Source organism: Companilactobacillus heilongjiangensis (genome assembly GCF_000831645.3).
GTDB classification, from domain to species: domain Bacteria; phylum Bacillota; class Bacilli; order Lactobacillales; family Lactobacillaceae; genus Companilactobacillus; species Companilactobacillus heilongjiangensis.
This window is the reverse complement of the sequence record NZ_CP012559.1, coordinates 2342459-2368071: the sequence shown is the minus strand read 5'-3', so window position 1 is coordinate 2368071 and position 25613 is coordinate 2342459. Positions and strand designations below refer to the sequence as shown.

The following is a 25613-nucleotide window of genomic DNA, read 5'->3' as shown; positions in this document are numbered from 1 at the left end:
TAGGAGAGATTATAGATATTATGAAGAGAAGTAAATCCCTCGTTATTACGAGTTTATTATTTAGTACCATGATTTTGAATCCAACTGTTATTCAAGGAGCCATCGTTCAAGCTGAAGCTGCTAATCAAGCACAAGCTACTGAAGTAAGCACCGCTATTAACCAAGATGAAATTCAGAATATCGCTACAAATGGAGCCGTTGCTTCCGAAACTAAAGAAATTACTGTTCAATATCAAGATGTTGCTAACAACTCACATAAAATTGCCAATGGTAAGATGACAGTTGCTAAAAATGCAAAAAGTATTCTTGGTAAAGATGCACCAATGCCTGAAGGTTATGAATTTAGTGATAGAAAAGCTGAAGTTAGAATTTTAAAAGGCAATAAAGTTATTATTAAAGTCAGAGCAGTCAAGGTTACACAACCAACAAAGCCAGTAGAAGTAGCTAAAGTAGACGTTACAGTTAACTATGTAAATGACCAAGATGCTAATACAACAATCGCTGACAGCATCATCAAGGATGTTGCTGAAAATGCTACAGCCGTTGATGCACAACAAGTTTCTGTACCAAACGGTTATAAATTGGTTGAAGGCCAAAACTTTGCTATCGACAACGGTAAAGTGACAGTTCACGTGGTACCTGTTGCCCCAGTTGCTCCAGTAGAAGAAACCAAAGAAATTACTGTTAAGTATCTTGATTCAACAAATAACACGAAGAAGATCCCTAACAGCACAATGACAGTTGCAAAGCATGCCAAGAAGGTTGCCGGCGAAACTGTTCCATTACCAGATGGTTATCAAATCAGTGGTCGCAGATTGATTTCAATTAAACGTGGTCATATCTTGGTACACGTTAAGCCAGTTAACTTTAATGCCGGTCATGAAGTAAGTAAGTCAGACGTTGTTGTTAATTATGTTAACGATAAAAATGCTAGTGATAAAATCACTGCTGGTGTAATCAAAGATGTTGCGGACGATGCCACATCAGTTTCAGCTGCTCAAGTTTCTGCACCAAAGGGTTACAAGCTAGTTGAAGACCAAAAGTTTGCCGTTAGTTATGGTAAAGTGACTGTTCATGTCGTTCCCGTTGAAGAAACAAAGCAAATTGTTGTTAAATACCTCGATACAACAAATAACATGAATAAACTTGCCGATTCTACAATGACAGTTGCTAAGAATGCTAAGAAAGTTCCTCATGAAACAGTTCCACTACCAGATGGTTACCAAATCAGTGGTCGTAGATTGATTTCAATTAAGCATGGTCATATTTTGGTACACGTTAAGCCAGCTAACTTTAACGCCGGTCATGAAGTGAGCAAGTCAGATGTAATCGTTAAGTATGTTAATGATAAAAATATCAATGACAAAATTACTGATGGAGTTATCAAGGATGTTAAAGATGATGCCACATCAGTATCAGCGGATTTAGTATCAGCACCAAAGGGTTACAAATTAGTTTCGGGTCAAAAGTTTGCAGTTAGCTATGGCAAAGTAACGGTTCACGTTGTGCCAGCTGAAGAAACAAAGGAAATCACTGTTAAATATCTTGATACAACTAACAATATGAACAAGCTTGCTGACTCAAAGATGACAGTAGCCAAGAATGCTAGAAAAGTTGCTCACGAAACAGTTCCACTACCAGAAGGCTACCAAATCAGTGGTCGTAGATTGATTGTTGTTAAGCATGGTCATATCTTAGTACACGTTAAGCCAGTTAACTTTAACGCCGGTCATGAAGTAAGCAAGTCAGATGTAATTGTTAAATATGTTAACGATAAGGATCCAAAAGCTAAGCTTTCAGATGGTGTAATTAAGGATGTTAAAGATGACGCCACATCGGTATCAGCCGATTTAGTATCAGCACCAAAAGGTTACAAACTGGTTGAAGGTCAAAAGTTTGCGGTTAGCTATGGCAAGGTGACAGTTCACGTTGTACCAGCCGAAGAAACAAAGCAAATTGTTGTTAAGTATTTGGATTCAACAAATAACATGAACAAGATTGCTGATTCAACAATGACAGTAGCTAAAAATGCTAGAAAAGTTGCCGGCGAAACAGTTCCAGTGCCAGACGGTTATCAAGTTAGTGCTCGTAGATTAATTTCAATTAAGAATGGTCACATTTTAGTACACGTTAAACCAGTCAACGTTTATAGTGGTCATGAAGTAAGCAAGTCAGACGTTATCGTTAAATATGTTAATGATAAGGATCCAAAGGCCAAGCTTTCAGATGGTGTAATTAAAGATGTCAAAGATGATGCCACATCAGTATCAGCAGAATTAGTTACCGTACCAGCAGGTTACAAACTAGTTGCAGATCAAAAATTTGCTGTAAGCTACGGTAAAGTGACAGTTCATGTTGTACCAGCCGAAGAAACAAAGCAAATTGTTGTTAAGTATTTAGATTCAACAAACAACATGAACAAGCTTGCTGATTCAACAATGACAGTAGCTAAAAATGCTAGAAAAGTTGCTCACGAAACAGTTCCACTACCAGAAGGCTACCAAATCAGTGGTCGTAGATTGATTGTTATCAAGCATGGTCGTATTTTAGTACACGTTAAACCAATCAACATTAATGCTGATGGCGAAGTAAAGAAATCAGATGTTACAGTTAAGTATGTTAATGATAAAGATACAACTGTTAAAATTGCTGATGGCGTAATCAAAGACGTTAAAGATAGTGCCACATCAGTGTCAGCAGAATTAGTTACCGCACCAGCAGGCTACAAACTAGTTGAAGGTCAAACATTTGCTGTAAGTTATGGTAAAGTGACAGTTCACATTGTACCAGCTGAAACTGCTACTCAAAAGCCAGCTGAAACTAAGCCAACAACTCCAGAAACACCAGAAGTAACTGCTAAAGAATTTACAACAACTGTTCATTTTGTTGATCATCAATCAGGTGAAAAAGTTCATTCAACTAAGGTTGTTGGCAAGTCTGGTCAAAAGCACGAAATTTCATTGCCTAAAGAATATGAATTAGCTACAGGCGAAACAAACAAAATTTCAACAGGTAAGAAAGATGCAACAGTTTCTATCAAAGTTGTGAAGAAAGCTGTTGAAGAAAACCACCGCGCAACTTTAGGTGTTATTAATACTGCTTCATTGTATACAAAAGATGGCAAAATCATTAAGGACCGTGCTCTTGCTAAAGATTCAAACTGGATTACTGACAAGAAATTGGTAGTTAATGGCGAAACTTTCCACCGTGTTTCTACAAACGAATGGGTTAAAGCCAGTGATGTTTACGAATTTGAAAAAGTTAACAAGATTATCACAACATCAAATGGTAGTTTCAAAACTTTGTATGATGCCAAAGGCAACGTTATTAAGGACCGCGCTCTAGCTGCTGGTTCAGCATGGTTCTCAGACAAGACATCAACAATCAATGGTAAGCAAATGTACCGCGTTGCAACAAATGAATGGGTACTAGCAAGTGATTTAGTATAATTTCATGTTTCAAATATCTTCCCAAACACTCAACAAGAACTAAATAATTTCTTATAGAAAGAATTCGTTGAATGATCAGGTGTTACTGATTGTTTGACGAATTTTTTTGTTGCGTAACATATACTGGGCATATCAATCTAGTAAGGGAAGTAATTAACCAATCCCAACACAAATTACTTCATAATAGATCCCAGCTCCAGTCCTGTCGGCGGAAAAAGAACCCATTGTTGTAAAAAACTAAAGAAATTGAGACCCATGATGCAGTAAATAAATTCTATCCCGATAAAGTAAAATTTAATTATCGTTATAAATCGGCTCTTGTGTCTGGTAGAAATAAGGCGGATTTAGTTACAACTCGTATAGTTTCTTTAACTGATAATAAGGAAATTCGCTTGGATCCTCGAAGTGGAACTTGTTTAATTAAAATATTCTCGGATGCCTTTACTCAAGGCTATTTCACGTTATCTGACCAAGGTCATATGTCAGTGCCAGACATAGCTTCAGATAATCTAGAAGTGAATAAAACATTAAATAAATACAAGAATAGAAAAATATACATTAGTAAAGAATGTTCTCCTAATAAAAAGTATTAAAAATGCCGTCTTGAGCATGTCCTTAAGCAATAATTGCTATTGACGAATCAACACGTCCTTTGTATTATATGTACAACAACTTTTAACTAAGTCCAGTGAGGCTTGGAAAGTAATCAATTAGTAAGGGGAACCTTCTAAATCGAACTTTCTTTGTCTGCTGGCAGAGGAAGTTTTTTTATTACTATAGTTTTAATCACCTTAAAAATATTTAATATAAACGTTACTTAAATTAAAATTATTTTAATTTAAGTATTGACGATTCACCTCGTTGTTTGTATCATTGGAACAATAACTTTTAATTAGACCCGGTGAGGTCTTGAAGGCGAAAGAAGTACAGAGAGGATTCTCTGGGTTTCGCGTACTGGTGAAAAGTTTTTAAATTTGAATTTTTAATAGGGTCCAGAGAGATCCCGAAGGTTCAGTCTATATCAATCGTCTAAGACAAAAACTTTAGGGATGCTGGTAAGTAGGCATCCCTTTTTATGTACAAATTTTTATCAATTCGGAGGACAAATATGAAAAGATACCTAGTTTTTGAAGATGGAACATACTTTGAAGGTACAGCTTTTGGAAGCGACACAGAAACAATCGGCGAACTTGTTTTTACAACAGGGATGAGCGGATATCAAGAAGCAATTACTGATCAATCCTACAATGGGCAAATTATTAACTTTTGTGCACCAATGATCGGTAATTATGGTGTCGCCAAGAAATTTAATGAATCACAAAAGCCTACTATAAAGGGCGTGCTAGCCCGAGAAATAAGCGATGTCGTTGGCAATTATCAAAGTGAAATGACAATCGATGAATTCTTGAAACAAGAAAATGTCCCTGGTATCCGACGAATTGATACACGTGCAATAACTTTAAAGATTAGAAAAGCTGGCTCATTGAAAGCCGCAATCGTAGACGATTTAAACTCAGGTTTATTAGACCAAATCAGTACTTGGAAATTAGACGATGAACAATTACAAAAAAGTATCAACCCCACACCAGCTACGTTTGAAGGTAGCGGCAAACATGTCGTACTACTGGATTTCGGATATAAAGAAAGTATCGTGTCTGAACTAACTAAAAGATGTTTGCAAGTAACAGTTGTACCAGGCAATACACCATTAGAAGAAATTGAAAACTTAAAGCCCGACGGCATTATGTTGAGTAATGGACCTGGAGATCCGACTAGACATATGGATATTTTGCCAACGATTGTTGAATTGGAAAAACGCTATCCACTATTTGGGATTTGTATGGGCCACCAATTGTTGTGTTTAGCTAACGGTGCCAAAACTTTTAAGATGAAGTTCGGTCATCGTGGGTTCAATCACCCGGTTAAAGACCTTGAAAGTGGCAGAATTTATTTCACATCACAAAATCACGGTTATGCCGTTGATGAAGAATCGGTTAAGGATACAGACTTGAAAGTTACTCAAGTTGAATTGAATGACCAAACAGTTGAAGGTGTTGAGCATACTAAATACAATGCCTTCTCAGTTCAATTCCATCCGGATGCTAAGCCAGGTCCACACGATGCTGATTTTTTGTTTAACAAATTCTGGGACATGATTAACAAATAGTTGGAGGGGAATAAATTGCCAAAAAGAACAGACCTTAAAAAAATTATGATTATCGGTTCCGGTCCAATTATTATTGGTCAGGCTGCCGAATTCGATTATTCAGGAACACAAGCTTGTCTAGCTTTGAAAGAAGAAGGCTATGAGACGGTTTTGATCAACTCTAATCCAGCCACGATTATGACTGACAAGCATATTGCCGATAAAGTGTATATTGAACCGATTACGCTGGAATTTGTTGAGAAAGTTTTGGTAAAGGAACATCCCGATGCCATTATTCCCACTCTGGGTGGTCAAACTGGTTTGAATATGGCCGTGCAGTTGCAAGAAGCTGGTATCCTAGATCAATTAGATATTGAAATTATTGGAACTAAATTAAATACAATCAACGAAGCTGAAGACCGTGAAGAATTCAAGGAATTGATGAATAAATTACACGAACCAGTTCCTGCTTCACAGTCAGCTCACACGTATAAAGCAGCTAAAAAATTTGTCGATGATATCGGTTTTCCAGTTATCATCCGTCCTGCCTTTACTATGGGTGGAACTGGTGGTGGGGTTGCTCACGATTACGTTGAATTAGAAGAAATTGTTGAACGTGGTTTAAAAGCTTCACCATCAACTGAAGTATTGATTGAACAAAGTATTGCTGGTTATAAAGAAATTGAATTTGAAGTTATGCGTGATAGTGCCGATAATGCTTTAGCTGTTTGTCACATGGAAAACGTTGACCCCGTCGGTATTCATACCGGAGATTCAATTGTTATTTCTCCAATTCAAACGTTAACTGATAATGAAATTCAAAAACTACGTGATGTTTCCCTAAAAATTATTCGTGCTTTAAAAATCGAAGGTGGTTGTAATGTGCAACTTGCCATCGATACTAAAACAAGTAATTACTTCATTATTGAAGTTAACCCTCGTGTCAGTCGTTCTTCCGCTTTGGCATCAAAAGCAACTGGTTATCCGATTGCTAAGATTGCGGCCAAAATTGCAGTTGGTTTGACATTGGATGAAATTATCAATCCAATCACTGGGAAGACTTTTGCTCAATTTGAACCTGCTTTGGACTATGTTGTCTGTAAGATTCCTCGTTGGCCATTTGATAAGTTTTCTAAGGCTGACCGGACTATTGGTACCCAAATGAAGGCAACTGGTGAAGTTATGGCTTTAGGTAGAAATATCGAAGAAGCCCTACAAAAAGCTGTTCGCTCACTGGAAATTGATCAAGAAGATTTGATTATGGATTCGCTGGCTGATAAATCAATTGAAGATTTGGAAAAATATATTCAAACACCAACTGATGACCGTTTGTTCTATATCGCCGAACTATTGAGACGTGATGTTTCTTATGAAACTATCAAAGACTTAACAGCGATTAATCCTTTCTTCCTTGCCAAAATCAAAAATATCATCAACTATGAAAAAGTTTTGACTAATGGAACATTGGATAAAGAGATTGTTTTAGAAGCTAAGCGATTAGGCTATTCTGATAAAACCATTGCTCGTTTGAATGACTTGGATGAAGATATTATTCGTCACTTTAGAATTCAGAGTGAAATTCTACCAACTTACAAGACAGTTGATACATGTGCTGGTGAGTTTGAAGCGGCAGCTCCTTACTTCTACAGTACTTATGAAACTGAAAATGAATCAGCAAAGATGTCTAATAAATCGGTATTAATCCTCGGCTCTGGTCCAATCAGAATTGGTCAGGGGATTGAATTCGACTATTCAACAGTTCACTGTGTCAGAGCTGTGCAACAAATGGGCTATAAGGCCATCGTTATCAATAACAATCCTGAAACTGTTTCAACTGACTATTCAGTCGCTGATAAATTGTACTTTGAACCTTTGACATTGGAAGATGTTTTGAATGTCTGCGATTTGGAACAACCTGTCGGTGCAATCGTTCAATTTGGTGGTCAAACTTCTGTTAATTTAGCAGAACCTTTGAAAGAAAATGGTATCAAGATTTTAGGTACTCAAGTTGAAGATATCAACCGCGCAGAAGACCGTGATTTATTTGATCAAATTATTAAAAAATTGAATATTCCACAACCGGCTGGTGGTACTGCTACATCTCAAGAAGGTGCGCTTGAAGTTGCTCATAAGATTGGTTATCCAGTTTTGATTCGTCCAAGTTATGTTCTCGGTGGTCGTGCTATGGAAATTGTCAGATCTGACGAAGAACTCGACAAGTATATGCACGAAGCAGTTCATGTTTCCAATGATCATCCAGTTTTAATTGATACATATTTGACCGGACGTGAATGTGAAATCGATGCCTTGAGTGATGGTAAGAATGTTTTACTACCAGGTATCATTGAACATATCGAAAGATCTGGTGTGCACTCTGGTGATTCGATGGCGGTTTATCCTCCTCAAAATATTCCGGATGAAGTTCAAGCTCAAATTGTTAAATACACTAAGTTATTGGCCAAAGAATTGAAGTGTGTCGGTATCATGAATGTTCAATTTGTTATTCACGATAACCAAGCTTACGTAATTGAAGTTAATCCTCGTGCCAGTCGGACTGTGCCTTTCTTGAGTAAGGTAACAAGTATTCAAATGGCAAGAATTGCTACTAAGCTAATTCTGGGAGCTGATTTTAATACACTCGGACTAGAGCCAGGCTTGGAACCAGAATCTCGTTTGATTCACGTTAAAGCACCAACATTCTCCTTCAATAAACTAAACAATGTTGATAGTGCTTTGGGACCTGAGATGAAGTCAACCGGCGAAGTTATGGGCTCCGGACTCGACTATACTGAAGCTTTGTACAAAGCTTTTGAAGCAACTAATGAACATATTAAAGATGCTGGTAATGTCTTGATAACTGTCAATGACAACGACAAGCAAGAAGCTAGTTCATTAGCTCATCGTTTCCATGACGTTGGATTCCAAATCTTGGCAACTAAGGGAACTGCCGCATACCTCAACAAAGAGGGTATTAAAGCGAAAGTTGTCCCTGAAGTCGGCCAAGCAAAAGAAGATATTGTCTATTACTTGAGTCACAATAAGATTCAATTATTGATCAATACCTTGGGCGAGAGTAGAAGTCACCATTCTGACGGTTATATTATTCGTCAAAATGCAGTCTTAAATTCAGTGCCACTTTATACATCACTTGATACTGCTAATGCGATTTTGAAAGTATTAGAGAAACGTTTTATCAGTGTTAATCCATTATAGAGACAAAAATAGCATCCCGAGCGTGGGATGCTATTTTTATTGCTTACTTGTTGATTAATTCAATTTCACTCTTACCGTCTCCAAGTTTCTTGACGAGTAATTGTTGACCAATACTTTGTTTCATTGATTCAATATGGCTGATAACACCAACCATCCGGTTTTTACCGATATCTTCGAGAGCATTCATGGCTTCACTGAGTGTTTCATCATCGAGTGAACCGAATCCTTCATCGACGAATAGGGCGTCAATTTGCACACCATTGGCTGATGATTGAACGACTTCACTGAGTGATAAAGCAATTGATAGGGCAGCGATAAATGTTTCACCACCAGAGAGGGTATCAGATGATCTAATGGCGTTTGTTTCTCGATCGTATACATTGATATCTAATCCGTGATCACGTTGCTTATCGGCAGCTTTTTCTGAGATAACGAAGTAATAACGGTTATGGGATAAGCGATTGAGGAATGTTTCATTAGCGTATGACAGAATTCGTTGCAGATAGTTTTGAACGACATAAGTTTCTAGTTTCAACTTGCTGTCATTGCCATCTTTACCATTCACAACGTTGTAGAGGCTAGTGATTGCAGCTAATTCTTTAGCAAAGCTTCCTTGTTGTTTCATGATATCTGTCACTTTGTCGAAACTCTTTTGGGCGTTGTTGAAGTCTGATTTGGCAGTCGCGGCTTGAGAAATTGCAGCTTTACGTTGAATTTGGACTTCGTCGAGGGCTTGTTTCAATTTGTCTGTATCAGGCTTTTCTAATCCTTCGATGGCCTTCTTGAGTTTGTTAATACTGTTGGTTAGCATTTCTTTTTCTTTGTTGTAACTGACGATAGTATTTTGCAATTCGGTTAGTTGATTTTGGTTTAACTCGAGAATCCATTTATCCAAGGTATCGTAATCGTTGGTTTTAGCAGATTCAGAGTTTAATGCTTGATCTAATTCGGCAGATAAACTCTTGAGTGTATCGTTTTGTTTTGTTAAACGGCCTTTGATGTCATTTAGGTGAGTTTGATTATTACTGAAGTTCTTTTCAGCGTCGTTCAATGATTTCTGAGCTTGTTTCAAGTTAGCTTGGAACTCGTTGTAATCATGTTTTAACTGAGCTTGTTGTTGAAGCAATTCGGTGCTGGATACATCAGGGTTATCGAGCGTTTGTACTTTAGATTCCAAATCTTTAGTGTGTGTTTGTTGTTGTGCTAATAGACGTTCCACTTTAGCATTGGCAGCTGACAAATCGTTTTGGATATCTTGTTGCTGTTGTTCCAAAGCTTGAATTTCTTGCTTTAATTTTTGAGCAGCTTTTAGTTCTTTGTTTATTTCATCAAGTGTAATTTGGAATTGGTCACGAATCTTTTCCATATCAAATTCAGCTGGTAAGTCGATACTTACCGTTTCAAGTAATTCATTATATTTAGATGAAAGATTTCTTAGTGCCTCGACTGATTCAAGTTGCTTTTGACTGAATTCAGCGGATAGGTCATCTAATGTTTGATTGATTTCTTTAACGGCATTGTCAGCTGCAGCATAGGCTTTTTGAGAGTCATCAACTTCATCCATAGACTTTCGTAGTCCGGCCTCATCAGCAGTAACTACATGTTCAGCATAAGGGTGGTCGGTGGATCCACAGACAGCACAGGGTTGGCCATTTTCAAGTTCTTGACGTAATTGGGCAATCATTAATGTCTGTCTGGTTTTAATCTTTTCTTGATAGACTGCCTTAGCTTTAGCAAGTGTCAATTTTTTGGTCTCGGCTTCAGCGGTTAATTTCTTAAGTCGTTCTTGAAGTCGTTGAGCTTCAGCAATGGTTGTGTCACGTTTGTTAGCCAAGGGAGTGAGCGTGTCGCTGATATTGTTCTTCTCGTTATTTAATTTATCTTTTTGGTTATTTAAGGATTCTGAATCAGTGGCACTTTGTTTCTTGGTTTCAATCTCCTGCTTGATTTTTTCAACGGCCTCAGTTTGAGAGGTTAGGTTAAGTTGAGCTTGTTCCAATTGGGGTTTGAGTTTAGCTAGTGCCTTTTTAATATTTTCAATATCTTGGACTTTTGATATAACCACGCTTAACTTTTGAACTTGCTCGTTTTTGCTATCAAATTCTTTAGTTTGAGAATTGAGCTTAGTAAATGATTTTTTTGATTGATCCAATTCATTTTGAGAAGCTGTTAATTTTTGAGTGAATGTTTGCTCATCTTTAGCAGTTTCTTTTTGTTCAGTTGTAATTTTATCAAGGTCACGAACAGTCTCACGGAGTGGTTGGGCCCAGGTTAATTCGTCAATATGAGTTTGTTTTAACTTGATATCTTGAGTTTGGTCGATGATTTTAGTTTTATATTCCTGTTCGGATTCAGCTAAACTTTCAAAGTTGTTTTTGATGGTTTCGGCTGCACGGTATTTGTTGTCGGCAGTTTCATATTCAGCATCAATTTTCTTTTCGGCTGCTTGAGCGTTAACTAAATTAGTTTGACGTTGGTCTAGGTATCCTTTCAGGACAACGGTCAATTGGTCGTTGGTAGTCTTCGATAATTCTGTCTGTTCTTCATCAGACCAAACAGGAGATTCAGTTTGCGACTTTAATTCGTTATTAAAATCAGTTGATTTAGCATTAGCTGCATCAAAATGGTCTTTCAATTTAGTTGTAAAGTCGGTGAATAATTGAGTACCGAAGATTTTTTTGAGAATTTTTTCTTTGTCGTTGGTGTTAGATTTCAAAAATTCTGAGAAATCATTTTGTGGTAGCAGAATAATCTTCTTAAATTGATCAGCGTTTAAGTTGAGAATTTCAGTAATAGAGATTCCGACATCGGCTGGTTTTGATGCAATACTTTCAACTTCAATACCACCGACATCTTCGACAACTGATAAATTGGCTGTGGGATTTCGGGTGGTATTACCGGTACCGCGTTCTTTGGCTAGTACTTGGAGTGGTGTACGTTCGATTTTATAAATTTTGCCACTTTGTTCAAAGTAGAAAATGACTTTTGTAATATCTTTGGGACCAGCAAACTGGCTGCGCATTTCTCTAGCATCACGATCACTAGTTGTAGTGTTGAAGAGAGCATAAGTCATAGCATCAAAGATAGTCGATTTTCCAGCACCAGTATCGCCACCAATTAAGAAAATTGGTGATTCATCAAGTTTTCGAAAGTCGATAACTGAGTGTGCATGAGGTCCAAAATTATTGATTTCTAAGTAAATTGGTTTCATTTGTGCTCTCTTTCTACTTCATTGAAGATAGTCTCAACAATGTTCTTTTGTTTAGTTGATAAGTCCTTGCCGGTAATAGTTTGAAAAAATTTGTCGACCGTTTCTTCAGGGCTGATTTCATTGATATTGACTGCAACGTGCTGTAAATCATTTTTGTCTTGATTGACTTGATAATCTAATTCGACAATTGTTCCATAACGTTTTTGCAACTCAGCACGGATATTAGTCTGAATGTGTTCACTACGGTCAAAATCTTTAATAGTTATCGCAAACCAATCTTTATTAACTGGTTGTTGTTTGTAAAAGTCAGCATCACAGAGAGTTTGCCAATTCTCTTCGAGGACAATTAAATCAGTTTTTGGTGTTAAAGGTTTGAATTCACGTGTAATACCAGAATCGTCAATGGTAACGATATCGACACCTTTAGCTTTATTTTTGAGACGTGCTTCTTTGATATTGAACTTAACAGGACTACCAGAATAACGGATAGTCTCACTTGGGGAGGCAAAACGGGTATGAATATGACCAAGCATTACATAATCGAAAGCTTGGAATTGATCAGCGGTTAATGTGGCTAAACCACCGACTTTAGACGTAGTTTCACTAGTAAGGTCAATCTCTTCATCTTTATGAGGAGTGACAGCAAAGTGGGTTATCAAGATATGTTTCTTATTTTTGTCGAATAATTTCACCATATCGCTGACGACTAAATTCATGGCATCACTGATTGTTGTAATACTTTTAACTTCTTCATCGGGGAGTCCTTGCTCTTTGTAGTAAACACGGGCATCGATTGGATCAAAAAATGGCAATAGAAAAAGTTGAGCCTCGTCAGTCTCAACTGGTGTAAAGGCTTCTTTTAGAAGGGTATTTAGGTGAAAATTAGTGTGTTCCATCCATTCACGACCATAGTTGAGCCGCTTGGCGCTGTCGTGATTACCAGAAATAGCATAAATAGGGATGTTGTTTTCCAAATTTATTTCACGAAGCATTTTATCTAAGGCAGTTACGGCCTCGGGATTAGGGATGGCGCGGTCATAAATATCACCCGCAATAACAACGCCATCAACGTGTTCATCTTTAGCAATTTGTAATATTTGCTCAAAGGCATGCTTTTGTTCGTCCAAAAGAGACAGTGCATTTAATGTTCGACCAATATGCCAGTCAGCTGTATGTAAAAGTTTCATCGGCAATTCCTCCATTGAGTTCATTGTATCAAAGTTATCTTTCTACAAGGAAAAGTATATCATCTTCTAAGAACATATGTTCGCTAAAATGTCAAAAAAAGACGATAAATTAATTATCGTCTTCAAAAGTATTAATCGTTTAAATTGTAACGGAGCTTCATATTCTCAGAACCCATTGTTACCATGTCTCCGAGCAATTTAGTTTGTAATTCAAAAGCAGTTGTAGCCAATTTTTCGTTAGCTGATTCCAAATATTTTTCAACATTTTTGGCATCTTTAATATCGGTATCAGTATCGTTTTGGATTTTACGATAAGCACTCATAGCATCGAGTTCGTAATCGTTTCGCATGTCAACGTAGAAGTCATAATCAGTATCACCAAGTAAAGCTGTTGTACAACTCAACCAATACATGTTATTAAGGTCGAATTTGCCAGTAGCATTTTTGTATGGTGCAGGTGTGTCGTTGACGTTAGCGTAGAAAGGAACAACTGTGTTGAATGTGTTGGCACCGTAAGCTAACCAGTGGATACCAGCAATTTCAGTGGGAACATTATTTCTAATTTGGAGAATGTGAACGTTGTGGTTTCTGTTAATTCCGATTGGACGGAAGAGTTTCTTTTCAGCATCAGTACCATTTCCGTAAACATCATATTTAGTATTTTCGAAATGGGAACTCAAGACAAATTTTACATCTTCAATAGAAATTTTACGGTTGGCGTGACAAATGAATGGCAAATCTTGGTCCATTGGATCATCTGGTGTGTCGTCGGGACTGAAGAATCTTTGACCATACCAAGTACGTGGGTTGTTGTAAACAGTATCTTTAATAGATGAGCTACCAAAAATATGTCTCAAATTATATTTGTCAAAATCAGGATTCAAATTATTGTTATCAATCATTTCCTTCAAATCGTCTGAACAAATTGTGTCATCAGAATCGAAGTCGAAATCGTCGATATTCATACGGTTAGGAGCGACAACATAGGCATCGTCAGGAATACGAACGGCAGCAAAGTGGTGTCCACCGATAGTTTCAAGCCACCAAACTTCTTCTTTGTCAGCAAATGAGATACCGTTTGGTTCGTAAGTACCATATTTTTCTAACAATGAACCAAGACGTTTAACACCTTCACGGGCACTGTTGGCGTATGGAAGAACTACGGTAACAAGGTCTTCTTCACCAAGTCCACCTTCAACGAATGGATCTAGTCCTAAGACACGTGAATTAGTAGTAATTGTTTCAGTTGCTGACATAGCAACGTTTTTACTATTAATACCGGCGGCTGGCCAGATACCATTTGTCAAAATTGAGTTAGGCATTGATGTGTAACGGAGTGGGTTGTCAGGAAGATCAACGTTAACTTTACTAATAACTGAAGTGTAAGTTTTTGGTTGGTCCTCAGGGTTTACAACTACAAAACGTTGAGGATCTAGTGCTTCGTGACCATCATCGTTTCGAGAAATAATTGTTGAGCCATCGATTGAAGCCTTTTTACCGACTAAAATTGATGTACATGAACCTTTAATGCGTTTTTCCATTATATAATTAGCTCCCTTTTATGGTTTCTATTGTTTAATTATAACTTTTCTAATATGGTTAGACAAATTAGTGATAAATTGTTCTTATCAGATGATGTATAGCAAATATGACGATTTTCTTGTTCTTTTAGAACTGGAGGATCGTCTTTTTGATAGTATACTTATAAAAGCAATGTGATAATTGGTCATTTTTGTCCAAGCATAAATAAGCGGTTTGATTAAAACTGGAGGTACACATGGCAGCAAGTAAGTCAGAAGATAATATGGTTGATTTGACTCAATCAGTCCATAAACAAATGAATAAGTACAAATCTCAACAAATCAAAGCAGTTCTAGAGTTGTTGGATGAAGGGAATACTGTGCCATTTATTGCCCGTTATCGTAAGGAACGGACTGGGACTTTGGATGAAGTTGCCATTCGTGATATTGAAGATGAAGCACATCGATTAATGAAGTTAAATCAACGACGTGAAGATGTCATTAATTTGATTCAGGAACAGGGCAAGTTAACGCCGAAATTAAAGAAGCAGCTTGAAGAAGCAACGGTATTACAACAAGTGGAGGACTTATATCTTCCATATAAACAAAAGAAGCAGACCAAAGCTAGTATTGCTCGAGAAGCTGGGCTAGAACCACTAGCAAATTGGCTATTAAGTTTTCCATCAGGCGGTTTAAATAACAAAGCGAGTTCATTTATTAATGCTAGTAAAAAGTTAGCTAATTTAGAGGACGTTTGGGCTGGAGTCAACGAAATTTTGGCCGAACAATTCAGTGAAAATGCTAGTTTCCGTGAATGGATACGAGGATATACTTGGCAAAATGGTGAATTGACTAGCAAGGTTAAACGTGGTGCTAAGGAAAAGGATGAGGGACAAACTTACGAAACATATTACGATTTTCAACAATCATTGAAACAAATCCCTCCATACCGGACCTTAGCCATTAACCGTGGAGAACGTGAAAAAATATTGACCGTTGGTATTTCCATTGATACCGATAAAATTATGAATTTTGGAAATTCTCGAATAATTGGTCGTCATCAAGGACCAGCTGTCGAAAAAGTCCAGAATGCCTTTGCGGATGCATACAAACGATTTTTGGGACCAGCTATTGCCAGAGAACTTCGTCGCAAGCTATCTGACCAAGCAAATGAACATGCCATTAAAGTCTTTGGAAATAATTTGTATCATCTTTTGATGGCATCACCATTGAAAGGCAAAGTTGTTATGGGCTTCGATCCAGCCTATCGAACGGGCTGTAAATTAGCAATTGTCGATGCTAACGGAAGATTTTTGACCAAACAAGTAATTTATCCTCACAAGCCGGCTAACAAAGAAAAACGGGATGCAGCTAAAACTGAATTTAAGAAGTTACTAGAAGATTATCAAGTTGAAATGATTGCTATTGGGAACGGAACTGCCAGTCGAGAATCTGAAGAGTTTGTAAGTGAAATTTTAAAAACTCTAAAACGTCCGGTTTATTACGTAATTGTTAATGAAGCAGGTGCTTCAGTTTATTCGGCGAGTGCAAATGCCCGTTCAGAATTTGGTGATCTGCACGTTGAAGAGCGCTCAGCAATCAGTATTGGTCGTCGTTTGCAGGATCCATTGGCGGAATTGATAAAAGTTGATCCAAAAGCAATCGGTGTAGGTCAATATCAACATGATGTTCCTGAAAAAGATTTAGATGAACAGTTAGACCGAGTTGTAGAAACAGCTGTAAACCAAGTGGGAGTTAATGTTAATACAGCAAGTCCCGAACTTTTGACTCATATTTCTGGTTTGACTGCAACGACAGCTAAAAATATCGTAAAGTTTCGAAATGAAAATGGTACCTTCAATAAACGTGAAGTATTAAAGAAAGTTCCTCGATTGGGACCTAAAGCCTATCAACAGTCAGTCGGCTTTCTAAGAATTATTTCTGGAGATGATCCGCTGGACAACACTGATATTCATCCGGAAAGCTATGCTGCCACACGGAAATTGTTGAAAGAAATTGATATGTCTATTGAATCAGTTGGTACCACTGAGCTTCACCAAAAATTAGTGGAATTAAATAAACACGAGTGGGCTCAAAAGTTGGATATTGGTGAGGAAACTCTAACTGATATTATTGACGGATTGAGTAAGCCAGGTAGAGATTTGCGTGACAATATGCCAGCACCATTGCTCCGACAAGATGTTTTAACTATGGCTGATCTTAAACCAGGGATGGAACTTCAAGGTACAGTTAGAAATGTGATTGATTTCGGTGTGTTTGTTGATATCGGGGTTAAACAAGATGGATTAGTGCATATTTCACAGTTAGCTGACCGATTTGTTAGTGATCCTAGTACGATAGTAACGATTGGCGATATTGTGACTGTTTGGGTACTAAGTGTCGACGAGAATCGCAATCGTATTCAATTGACGATGCGTAAAGATAAAGTTAATAATTAAATTTAGTCATAAAAAGGCCCTGAACTGTGGATTCATTTCCAAGCTCAAGGCCTTTTGCCATATTTTATTTAGGTAAATCGATGTTAGCATCTTTAATGGCTGACAAATATGTTTTTAACAAGACATTTCTAGCTTCAAATTGAGCACCTGGTTTAGTGTAGGCTGCAACTTGAATGGTCAATGTACCGTCGTTTTGATTGGCAAAACCAATAATAGCAGGACGTTTGGTGATATTTAGTTCAGTTAAATTCAAATTTTGATTAATATCTTCAATAATCTTCGTAATTTCGTTAAAAGGGGAGTCGTTGAAGATAGGAATTTCCATTAGAGCCTGCATATTGTTACGGGATTTATTGCTGACAACGGTGATATTACGGTTGGGGATGTAGTTGAGAGTTCCGTCGATACTTTGAATTTGCGTAGTCCGAATACCAACGTATGTAACACGACCTTCAATACTATTGATTTTAATCGTATCGCCAACACTGATTTGTTGTTCTAATAGGATGAAAAATCCGTTGACCATATCGGAAACGAAACCTTGCGCACCAAGTCCAATTGCCAAACTGAAGATTCCGGCACCAGCAATCAATGTCCCAACAGGAATCCCAATGGCTGAAAGAATAGCGTAAATCCAGAAGAATATCAGGATATATTTGAAAATATTAAGGACTAATGTGTAAATTGTGTCGAGTTTCTTGGGTGAAATGGATGCTTTAGTGCCACGTAATCCAGTTTTGAAGATATGGCGAATAATTTTTTTACCAATCCAATTGATTAATAATAGGACGATTGTTAATAGGATTAGCTGGAATAAAACACCAGCGATATGTTGCAAGACCGATTCCCAGTCGACTTTGAGAAACATGTTTTTAATTAGAGAATTTAAGTTAAGGGATGATTTCAAGATGATTGTTCCTTTCAAAAAGCTGTAAATATAGTATAGCAAAAAGAAAAAGCCAGAGTGGGACAAAACATGGTCAACTTTTCAAGTATTAATGCAAATAGGCCTAATAATCTAAAATCAGATTACTAGGCCTATTCGTTTTAAGTGGAAAGTTTGTGCAGCAATACTAAACTATTTCATATAACTTCCCGGTACGAAATCCTCAACGGCCACATATAGGCGGTCGGATAAATCTTTGTAAAGTTCGTGTTCACCGGTTAATAGAGTGAAATTCAAGTTGTCGCATGATTCAATCAATTTGATAGCAGCGGCAATTTTTAAATCATCGTGTGAATAATCGATATCACTGTTGCCGGTAATAGTGATGTCTAAAGTAGGTCTATCTTGACCTAAAGTATATTCTTGAATGTTTTCTGTTATTAACATTTTTTCTCCCTCAAATCCTCTGGAGCAATAAAATACAACATTTTTCAAGGGATAACAATACTATTGTACGGATTGTAAACTCAGATAAACCTGATATATTGATGGTAAATGATAATGAGGTGAAGACAGATAACAAAAGCCGGTGTACCGAGGAATGTTATGTTTATTTCATTAGTTTTGAGCATTGGATGTTTTGTATTGTTTGAAATGATTGGATCAACCGTTGACAGTAATGGAATTTTACATGAACCATTTTTCTTAATACCATTTGGCTGCTTATTTATCATAATAGGATTCGTCAGTGGTCTAATTCACTGGTATCAGCGCAAATTTGCCAAATAAATTATCCAAATTATTTTAAAATAGGTGTATCTTAGAGAAAAAGCAAAGTAAAGAAGGTTAATTAATGGCACTAGTTTATATGAGAAAAGCCGAAGCTTCCGATATTGATGCAATTATGGAAGTGATTAACGAGGCTAAAGCACTTTTAAAAGCTGATGGTAGTACACAATGGCAAGATGGACATCCGGATAGAGATTTATTGCTTGATGATATTGCCAAAGGATTTGCTAGAGTTTTAATAGTTGATGGAGATGTTGCCGGAACTGCTACTTTGATGACAACGGATGACCCTAACTACAGTAAAATTGAAGGAGCTTGGCAAGATACAACTGATCAATATGCTACAATTCATCGAATTGCTATTTCTGCTAAATATCGTGGTATGAAGTTGAGCAAATTCTTTTTCTCTAATTTAATCAGTGATACATATGCCCAAGGCATTCGTCACATGCGAATTGATACACATAAACTCAATAAACGCATGCAACATTTAGCTCAAGAATTCGGTTTTGAATATACTGGAATTATTTATGTTCCAGATGCAATCGATGGTAAACGTTTGGCTTATGAATTAAGTATGGTAAAGTAGTTTAACGTTAATTGTACATATAGAAGGGAAACTAAAAATGACATACCCACAATTAGATTTAGAAAATGCTACAGGTAGTGTGGCAACAATCAATACTAATCATGGAATAATTAAGATTCAATTGTTTGATGAACTAGTACCTAAGACAGTTAAGAACTTTGTTGAATTAGCTAAGAAAGGTTATTACAACGGAATTATCTTCCATCGTGTAATCCCTGATTTCATGATTCAAGGTGGCGATCCAACTGGTACTGGTATGGCTGGTGAAAGTATTTACGGCGATAGCTTTGAAGATGAGTTTACTGATCAATTGTTCAACTTGGACGGTGCACTATCAATGGCTAACGCTGGTCCTAATACTAATGGTAGTCAATTCTTCATCGTATCTAACCAAAATGTGCCTAAGCGTATGATTAAGGAAATGGCCGGAGCTGGTTATCCTCAAGAAATCATTGCAGCTTATAAGAATGGTGGAACTCCATGGTTGGATCACAGACACACTGTCTTTGGCCAAGTAATTGATGGAATGGATGTTGTCCGTGAAATTGCTCGTGCTAAACGTGATGGAAATGATAAGCCTAAAGAAGATATCGTTATGGAAAGTGTTGAAATCACAGATTAAGTATATAAAGACTAGATAAGAGGGATGTTAACCTCAAGCTAGTCTTTTTTTGTTACCTAAATTCTGATCAAACTTGTACAATTCGGACTTCCATTGCTGAAAAAACGTGATATAGTATTAGTCAATAAAGTTGAACCGGATATTTATAAGTGATTTGTTTTTAGCTACTTAATAGGAAGAAACTTGTTTATGATTCAATTGTGTAAAATAAATTGAAAAAAATCATAAAAAGTACTTGCATCGGTTTATCTTTAACGGTAATATATATCTTGTTGTTGCGACAGATGACAACGGCGTCAACGGATTCAAGCTTAATTGCTTATCTCATTCGCCTTTAATTATTTTAAAAAAGTTCTTGACTTGGTCTTGTAACTTCGATATGATAATTAAGTTGTCTGTTAGATAACTCCTAACAATTTATCATTTGCTTGATAGATTGTTAGAAAAATTATTTTAAAAAGCTCTTGACATTCATTTGTCAGCTTGATAAAATAATTAAGTCGCTGATGAGCGTAAGCGCTTAATCAGCTGGTAGACCTTTGAAAACTGAACAAAGTTTTAACACTAAAATTGTGTAGGCCAACATTTATTTGTTGGATTTACAACGAAGTCAATTCGCTAGTATTTAATATTTTTATTGAGTCACAAACTTTTAATATGAGAGTTTGATCCTGGCTCAGGACGAACGCTGGCGGCATGCCTAATACATGCAAGTCGAACGAACTTTCCCGATGATTGAAGCTTGCTTCATGAATCGGATCTAAGTGAGTGGCGGACGGGTGAGTAACACGTGGGTAACCTGCCCAAAAGTGGGGGATAACATTTGGAAACAAGTGCTAATACCGCATAACAACTACTTTCACATGATCGTAGTTTAAAAGATGGCTCTGCTATCGCTTTTGGATGGACCCGCGGCGTATTAGCTAGTTGGTGAGGTAAAGGCTCACCAAGGCAATGATACGTAGCCGACCTGAGAGGGTAATCGGCCACATTGGGACTGAGACACGGCCCAAACTCCTACGGGAGGCAGCAGTAGGGAATCTTCCACAATGGGCGAAAGCCTGATGGAGCAATGCCGCGTGAGTGAAGAAGGTTTTCGGATCGTAAAACTCTGTTGTTGAAGAAGAACATGCGTGAGAGTAACTGTTCACGTACTGACGGTATTCAACCAGAAAGCCACGGCTAACTACGTGCCAGCAGCCGCGGTAATACGTAGGTGGCAAGCGTTGTCCGGATTTATTGGGCGTAAAGAGAATGTAGGCGGTTTATTAAGTTTGAAGTGAAAGCCCTCGGCTCAACCGAGGAAGTGCTTCGAAAACTGGTAAACTTGAGTGCAGAAGAGGAAAGTGGAACTCCATGTGTAGCGGTGGAATGCGTAGATATATGGAAGAACACCAGTGGCGAAGGCGGCTTTCTGGTCTGTAACTGACGCTGAGATTCGAAAGCATGGGTAGCAAACAGGATTAGATACCCTGGTAGTCCATGCCGTAAACGATGAGTGCTAAGTGTTGGAGGGTTTCCGCCCTTCAGTGCTGCAGCTAACGCATTAAGCACTCCGCCTGGGGAGTACGATCGCAAGATTGAAACTCAAAGGAATTGACGGGGGCCCGCACAAGCGGTGGAGCATGTGGTTTAATTCGAAGCAACGCGAAGAACCTTACCAGGTCTTGACATACCATGAAAAGCTAAGAGATTAGTCTTTCCCTTCGGGGACATGGATACAGGTGGTGCATGGTTGTCGTCAGCTCGTGTCGTGAGATGTTGGGTTAAGTCCCGCAACGAGCGCAACCCTTATTATCAGTTGCCAGCATTCAGTTGGGCACTCTGGTGAGACTGCCGGTGACAAACCGGAGGAAGGTGGGGACGACGTCAAATCATCATGCCCCTTATGACCTGGGCTACACACGTGCTACAATGGTCGGTACAACGTGCTGCGAACTCGCGAGGGCAAGCAAATCACTTAAAACCGATCTCAGTTCGGATTGTAGGCTGCAACTCGCCTACATGAAGCTGGAATCGCTAGTAATCGCGGATCAGCATGCCGCGGTGAATACGTTCCCGGGCCTTGTACACACCGCCCGTCACACCATGAGAGTTTGTAACACCCAAAGCCGGTGGGGTAACCCTTCGGGGAGCTAGCCGTCTAAGGTGGGACAAATGATTAGGGTGAAGTCGTAACAAGGTAGCCGTAGGAGAACCTGCGGCTGGATCACCTCCTTTCTAAGGATATGATGCGTAAGCATCAACGGAAATACACAATTGTTAAAACTTTGTTTAGTTTTGAGAGGCCTACCGGGCGTTTTTCGGGCCTATAGCTCAGCTGGTTTAGAGCGCACGCCTGATAAGCGTGAGGTCGATGGTTCAAGTCCATTTAGGCCCATTCTCATATTAATAAGTACCATATGGGGGCTTAGCTCAGCTGGGAGAGCACCTGCTTTGCAAGCAGGAGGTCATCGGTTCGATCCCGTTAGCCTCCATTGGCAGAAATGCCAATGTTCGTACCTTGAAAACTGGATATTAAGAAATAATGAATTAAAGAAACACCGAAAACTGCGCGATAAAAATGATTAATTTCATATTTTGTCAAGATTAAGTTATAAAGGGCGCACGGTGGATGCCTAGACACTAGGAGCCGATGAAGGACGTAACTAACGACGATACGCCTCGGGGAGCTGTAAGTAAGCTTTGATCCGGGGATTTCCGAATGGGGGAACCCAAATATCGTAATGGATATTTACTTGTTTGTGAATACATAGCAATCAAGAGGAACACGCAATGAACTGAAACATCTAAGTAGTTGCAGGAAGAGAAAGAAAATTCGATTCCCTGAGTAGCGGCGAGCGAAACGGGAATAGCCCAAACTAAAGAGCTTGCTCTTTAGGGTTGTAGGACTGATGTTGTGAGAACAAAAGGTAATGATAGTTGAACAAGTTGGAAAGCTTGGCCAAAGAGAGTGAAAGCCTCGTAAACGAAATCTGACCCACTCCATTCAGTATCCTGAGTACGGCGGAACACGAGAAACTCCGTCGGAATCTGGGAGGACCATCTCCCAAGGCTAAATACTCCCTAGTGATCGATAGTGAACCAGTACCGTGAGGGAAAGGTGAAAAGTACCCCGGAAGGGGAGTGAAATAGATCCTGAAACCGTGTGCCTACAAGTAGTCAGAGCCCGTTAATGGGTGATGGCGTGCCTTTTGTAGAATGAACCGGCGAGTTACGTTAACATGCAAGGTTAAGATGAAAAGTCGGAGCCGTAGCGAAAGCGAGTCTGAATAGGGCGATTTAGTATGTTGATGTAGACCCGAAACCAAGTGACCTACCCATGACCAGGTTGAAGATGCGGTAAAACGCATTGGAGGACCGAACCCGTGTATGTTGAAAAATGCTGGGATGAGTTGTGGGTAGCGGTGAAATTCCAAACGAACTTGGAGATAGCTGGTTCTCTCCGAAATAGCTTTAGGGTTAGCCTCGGGGATTAGGATTATGGAGGTAGAGCACTGTTTGGACTAGGGGCCCGTCTTGGGTTACTGAATTCAGATAAACTCCGAATACCATCAATCTATACCCGGGAGTCAGACGATGAGTGATAAGATCCACCGTCGAAAGGGAAACAGCCCAGATCACCAGTTAAGGTCCCAAAATTCATGCTAAGTGGAAAAGGATGTGGAAACGCATAGACAACTAGGATGTTGGCTCAGAAGCAGCCATTCATTCAAAGAGTGCGTAATAGCTCACTAGTCGAGTGATTCTGCGCCGAAAATGTACCGGGGCTAAGCATGATACCGAAACTGTGGATGTGTCGTAAGACACGTGGTAGGAGAGCGTTGTAAGAGCATTGAAGCTGTACCGTGAGGAGCAGTGGAGTTCTTAGAAGTGAGAATGCCGGTATGAGTAACGAAAGACCAGTGAGAATCTGGTCGGCCGAAAGACTAAGGTTTCCTGGGGAAGGCTCGTCCTCCCAGGGTTAGTCGGGGCCTAAGATGAGACCGAGAGGTGTAATCGATGGATAACGGGTTGATATTCCCGTACTAGTTTATTTTGTTTGAACGATGGAAGGACGCAGGAGGATGATGTGTGCGCGCTGATGGATATGCGCGTCCAAATAGCAAGTCTTGGTAAGAGTCAAATGCTTTTACCTTTAAGGACAAGTTATGATGGGGAGTGAAATTTTAGTAGCGAAGCACAGTAACTCACACTGCCGAGAAAAGTTCCTAGTTAGAAATAAACTACCCGTACCGCAAACCGACACAGGTAGTCGAGGAGAGTATCCTAAGGTCAGCGAGTGAACTCTCGTTAAGGAACTCGGCAAAATGACCCCGTAACTTCGGGAGAAGGGGTGCTGGTGTAACAGCCAGCCGCAGTGAATAGGCCCAAACAACTGTTTATCAAAAACACAGGTCTATGCTAAATCGTAAGATGACGTATATGGGCTGACGCCTGCCCGGTGCTGGAAGGTTAAGAGGATCAGTTAGCTTTTGCGAAGCTGAGAATTGAAGCCCCAGTAAACGGCGGCCGTAACTATAACGGTCCTAAGGTAGCGAAATTCCTTGTCGGGTAAGTTCCGACCCGCACGAAAGGCGTAATGATTTGGGCACTGTCTCAACGAGAGACTCGGTGAAATTATAATACCCGTGAAGATGCGGGTTACCCGCGACAGGACGGAAAGACCCCATGGAGCTTTACTGTAGCTTGATATTGAGTTTTTGTGTGACATGTACAGGATAGGTAGGAGCCGTTGATTTCGGAACGCTAGTTTCGAAGGAGGCATTGGTGGGATACTACCCTTGTTATATGAAAACTCTAACCCACGCCGCTCAGCGCGGTGGGGGACAGTGTCTGGTGGGCAGTTTGACTGGGGCGGTCGCCTCCTAAAATGTAACGGAGGCGCTCAAAGGTTCGCTCAGAATGGTTGGAAATCATTCGCAGAGTGTAAACGTATAAGCGAGCTTGACTGCGAGACTGACAAGTCGAGCAGGGACGAAAGTCGGAGTTAGTGATCCGGTGGTACCATATGGAAGGGCCATCGCTCAACGGATAAAAGCTACCCTGGGGATAACAGGCTTATCTCCCCCAAGAGTTCACATCGACGGGGAGGTTTGGCACCTCGATGTCGGCTCATCGCATCCTGGGGCTGTAGTCGGTCCCAAGGGTTGGGCTGTTCGCCCATTAAAGCGGTACGCGAGCTGGGTTCAGAACGTCGTGAGACAGTTCGGTCCCTATCCGTCGCGGGCGTAGGAAATTTGAGAGGAGCTGTCCTTAGTACGAGAGGACCGGGATGGACATACCTCTGGTGTACCAGTTGTGCCGCCAGGCGCATCGCTGGGTAGCTACGTATGGAAGGGATAAACGCTGAAAGCATCTAAGTGTGAAGCCCCCCTCGAGATGAGATTTCCCATTCCTTTATGGAAGTAAGATCCGTTAGAGATTATGACGTAGATAGGCTGCGGGTGGAAGTGTAGCGATACATGGAGCTGAGCAGTACTAATAGATCGAGGACTTAATCGAGTAAGAGTTTACAGCAGTTCGAAGTGATTCATGATTT

General features: G+C 39.3%; 12 protein-coding genes, 2 tRNA genes and 2 rRNA genes. 11 read left to right on the top strand and 5 right to left on the bottom strand.

Annotation, left to right across the window (positions count from 1 at the left end; translation table 11 throughout):
• The first annotated feature begins 20 nt into the window (after positions 1-20).
• From JP39_RS10555 to carB, 3 genes are all read left to right on the top strand, one after another.
• Entirely contained in the window at positions 21-3449 is a 3429-nt protein-coding gene (locus JP39_RS10555; RefSeq protein WP_041500289.1) for an SLAP domain-containing protein, read from the top strand.
• Positions 3450-4557: 1108 nt separating this feature from the next.
• Positions 4558-5616: a carbamoyl phosphate synthase small subunit gene (locus JP39_RS10550; RefSeq protein WP_041500290.1), complete on the top strand. Its 1059-nt coding sequence runs from the start codon at positions 4558-4560 to the stop codon at positions 5614-5616.
• 15 nt (positions 5617-5631) lie between these two features.
• On the top strand, positions 5632-8808 hold the full coding sequence (carB, locus tag JP39_RS10545) for a carbamoyl-phosphate synthase large subunit (RefSeq protein ID WP_041500292.1): 3177 nt from the start codon (positions 5632-5634) through the stop codon (positions 8806-8808).
• A gap of 43 nt (positions 8809-8851) precedes the next feature.
• On the opposite strand, the gene JP39_RS10540 is transcribed toward carB, so the two are convergent.
• From JP39_RS10540 to JP39_RS10530, 3 genes are all read right to left on the bottom strand, one after another.
• Positions 8852-12019: an SbcC/MukB-like Walker B domain-containing protein gene (locus JP39_RS10540; RefSeq protein WP_041500294.1), complete on the bottom strand. Its 3168-nt coding sequence runs from the start codon at positions 12017-12019 to the stop codon at positions 8852-8854.
• A complete protein-coding gene (locus tag JP39_RS10535) occupies positions 12016-13206 on the bottom strand; it encodes an exonuclease SbcCD subunit D (protein WP_041500296.1) in 1191 nt (396 codons plus the stop codon). The genes JP39_RS10540 and JP39_RS10535 overlap by 4 nt, the downstream gene beginning before the upstream one ends.
• Before the next feature lie 131 nt (positions 13207-13337).
• The gene (locus JP39_RS10530) at positions 13338-14747 is read right to left on the bottom strand and encodes a C69 family dipeptidase (protein ID WP_041500297.1); all 1410 of its coding nucleotides are present in this window, start codon (positions 14745-14747) and stop codon (positions 13338-13340) included.
• 236 nt (positions 14748-14983) lie between these two features.
• Between JP39_RS10530 and JP39_RS10525 the strand changes: the two genes are divergently transcribed.
• Positions 14984-17185: a Tex family protein gene (locus JP39_RS10525; protein WP_041500298.1), complete on the top strand. Its 2202-nt coding sequence runs from the start codon at positions 14984-14986 to the stop codon at positions 17183-17185.
• A gap of 64 nt (positions 17186-17249) precedes the next feature.
• On the opposite strand, the gene JP39_RS10520 is transcribed toward JP39_RS10525, so the two are convergent.
• Positions 17250-18134: a mechanosensitive ion channel family protein gene (locus JP39_RS10520; RefSeq protein WP_245626329.1), complete on the bottom strand. Its 885-nt coding sequence runs from the start codon at positions 18132-18134 to the stop codon at positions 17250-17252.
• 129 nt (positions 18135-18263) lie between these two features.
• Positions 18264-18518 (bottom strand): hypothetical protein, encoded by a 255-nt coding sequence (locus JP39_RS10515; protein WP_041500300.1) that lies wholly within the window; start codon positions 18516-18518, stop codon positions 18264-18266.
• A 159-nt stretch (positions 18519-18677) separates the two neighbouring features.
• Here JP39_RS10515 and JP39_RS12890 point away from each other — a divergent pair, with 159 nt between their 5' ends.
• The 7 genes from JP39_RS12890 (at position 18678) to JP39_RS10480 (ending at position 25576) form a co-directional block, all read left to right on the top strand.
• A complete protein-coding gene (locus tag JP39_RS12890) occupies positions 18678-18860 on the top strand; it encodes a DUF3955 domain-containing protein (protein ID WP_048699098.1) in 183 nt (60 codons plus the stop codon).
• Between the two features lie 64 nt (positions 18861-18924).
• Positions 18925-19449, top strand: coding sequence for a GNAT family N-acetyltransferase (locus JP39_RS10505; protein WP_041500302.1), 525 nt, complete (start codon positions 18925-18927; stop codon positions 19447-19449).
• A gap of 37 nt (positions 19450-19486) precedes the next feature.
• On the top strand, positions 19487-20071 hold the full coding sequence (locus JP39_RS10500) for a peptidylprolyl isomerase (protein ID WP_041500303.1): 585 nt from the start codon (positions 19487-19489) through the stop codon (positions 20069-20071).
• Positions 20072-20724: 653 nt separating this feature from the next.
• Positions 20725-22291, top strand: a 16S ribosomal RNA gene (locus JP39_RS10495).
• An 85-nt stretch (positions 22292-22376) separates the two neighbouring features.
• Positions 22377-22451, top strand: a tRNA-Ile gene (locus JP39_RS10490).
• A gap of 24 nt (positions 22452-22475) precedes the next feature.
• Positions 22476-22548: transfer RNA gene (locus tag JP39_RS10485), tRNA-Ala, on the top strand.
• A gap of 110 nt (positions 22549-22658) precedes the next feature.
• Positions 22659-25576 (top strand): 23S ribosomal RNA (locus JP39_RS10480).
• Together the 16S and 23S rRNA genes with 2 tRNA genes alongside form the textbook arrangement of a ribosomal RNA operon.
• The last annotated feature ends 37 nt before the right edge of the window (positions 25577-25613 follow it).

Bases quoted from the DNA above. Each gene is read 5' to 3' on its own strand.
- JP39_RS10535 (WP_041500296.1), bottom strand. From the start codon at position 13,206: ATGAAACTTTTACATACAGCTGACTGGCATATTGGTCGAACATTAAAT.
- JP39_RS10500 (WP_041500303.1), top strand. From the start codon at position 19,487: ATGACATACCCACAATTAGATTTAGAAAATGCTACAGGTAGTGTGGCA.
- JP39_RS10515 (WP_041500300.1), bottom strand. From the start codon at position 18,518: ATGTTAATAACAGAAAACATTCAAGAATATACTTTAGGTCAAGATAGA.
- JP39_RS10550 (WP_041500290.1), top strand. From the start codon at position 4,558: ATGAAAAGATACCTAGTTTTTGAAGATGGAACATACTTTGAAGGTACA.
- JP39_RS12890 (WP_048699098.1), top strand. From the start codon at position 18,678: ATGTTTATTTCATTAGTTTTGAGCATTGGATGTTTTGTATTGTTTGAA.
- JP39_RS10540 (WP_041500294.1), bottom strand. From the start codon at position 12,019: ATGAAACCAATTTACTTAGAAATCAATAATTTTGGACCTCATGCACAC.
- JP39_RS10555 (WP_041500289.1), top strand. From the start codon at position 21: ATGAAGAGAAGTAAATCCCTCGTTATTACGAGTTTATTATTTAGTACC.
- JP39_RS10505 (WP_041500302.1), top strand. From the start codon at position 18,925: ATGGCACTAGTTTATATGAGAAAAGCCGAAGCTTCCGATATTGATGCA.
- JP39_RS10530 (WP_041500297.1), bottom strand. From the start codon at position 14,747: ATGGAAAAACGCATTAAAGGTTCATGTACATCAATTTTAGTCGGTAAA.
- JP39_RS10525 (WP_041500298.1), top strand. From the start codon at position 14,984: ATGGCAGCAAGTAAGTCAGAAGATAATATGGTTGATTTGACTCAATCA.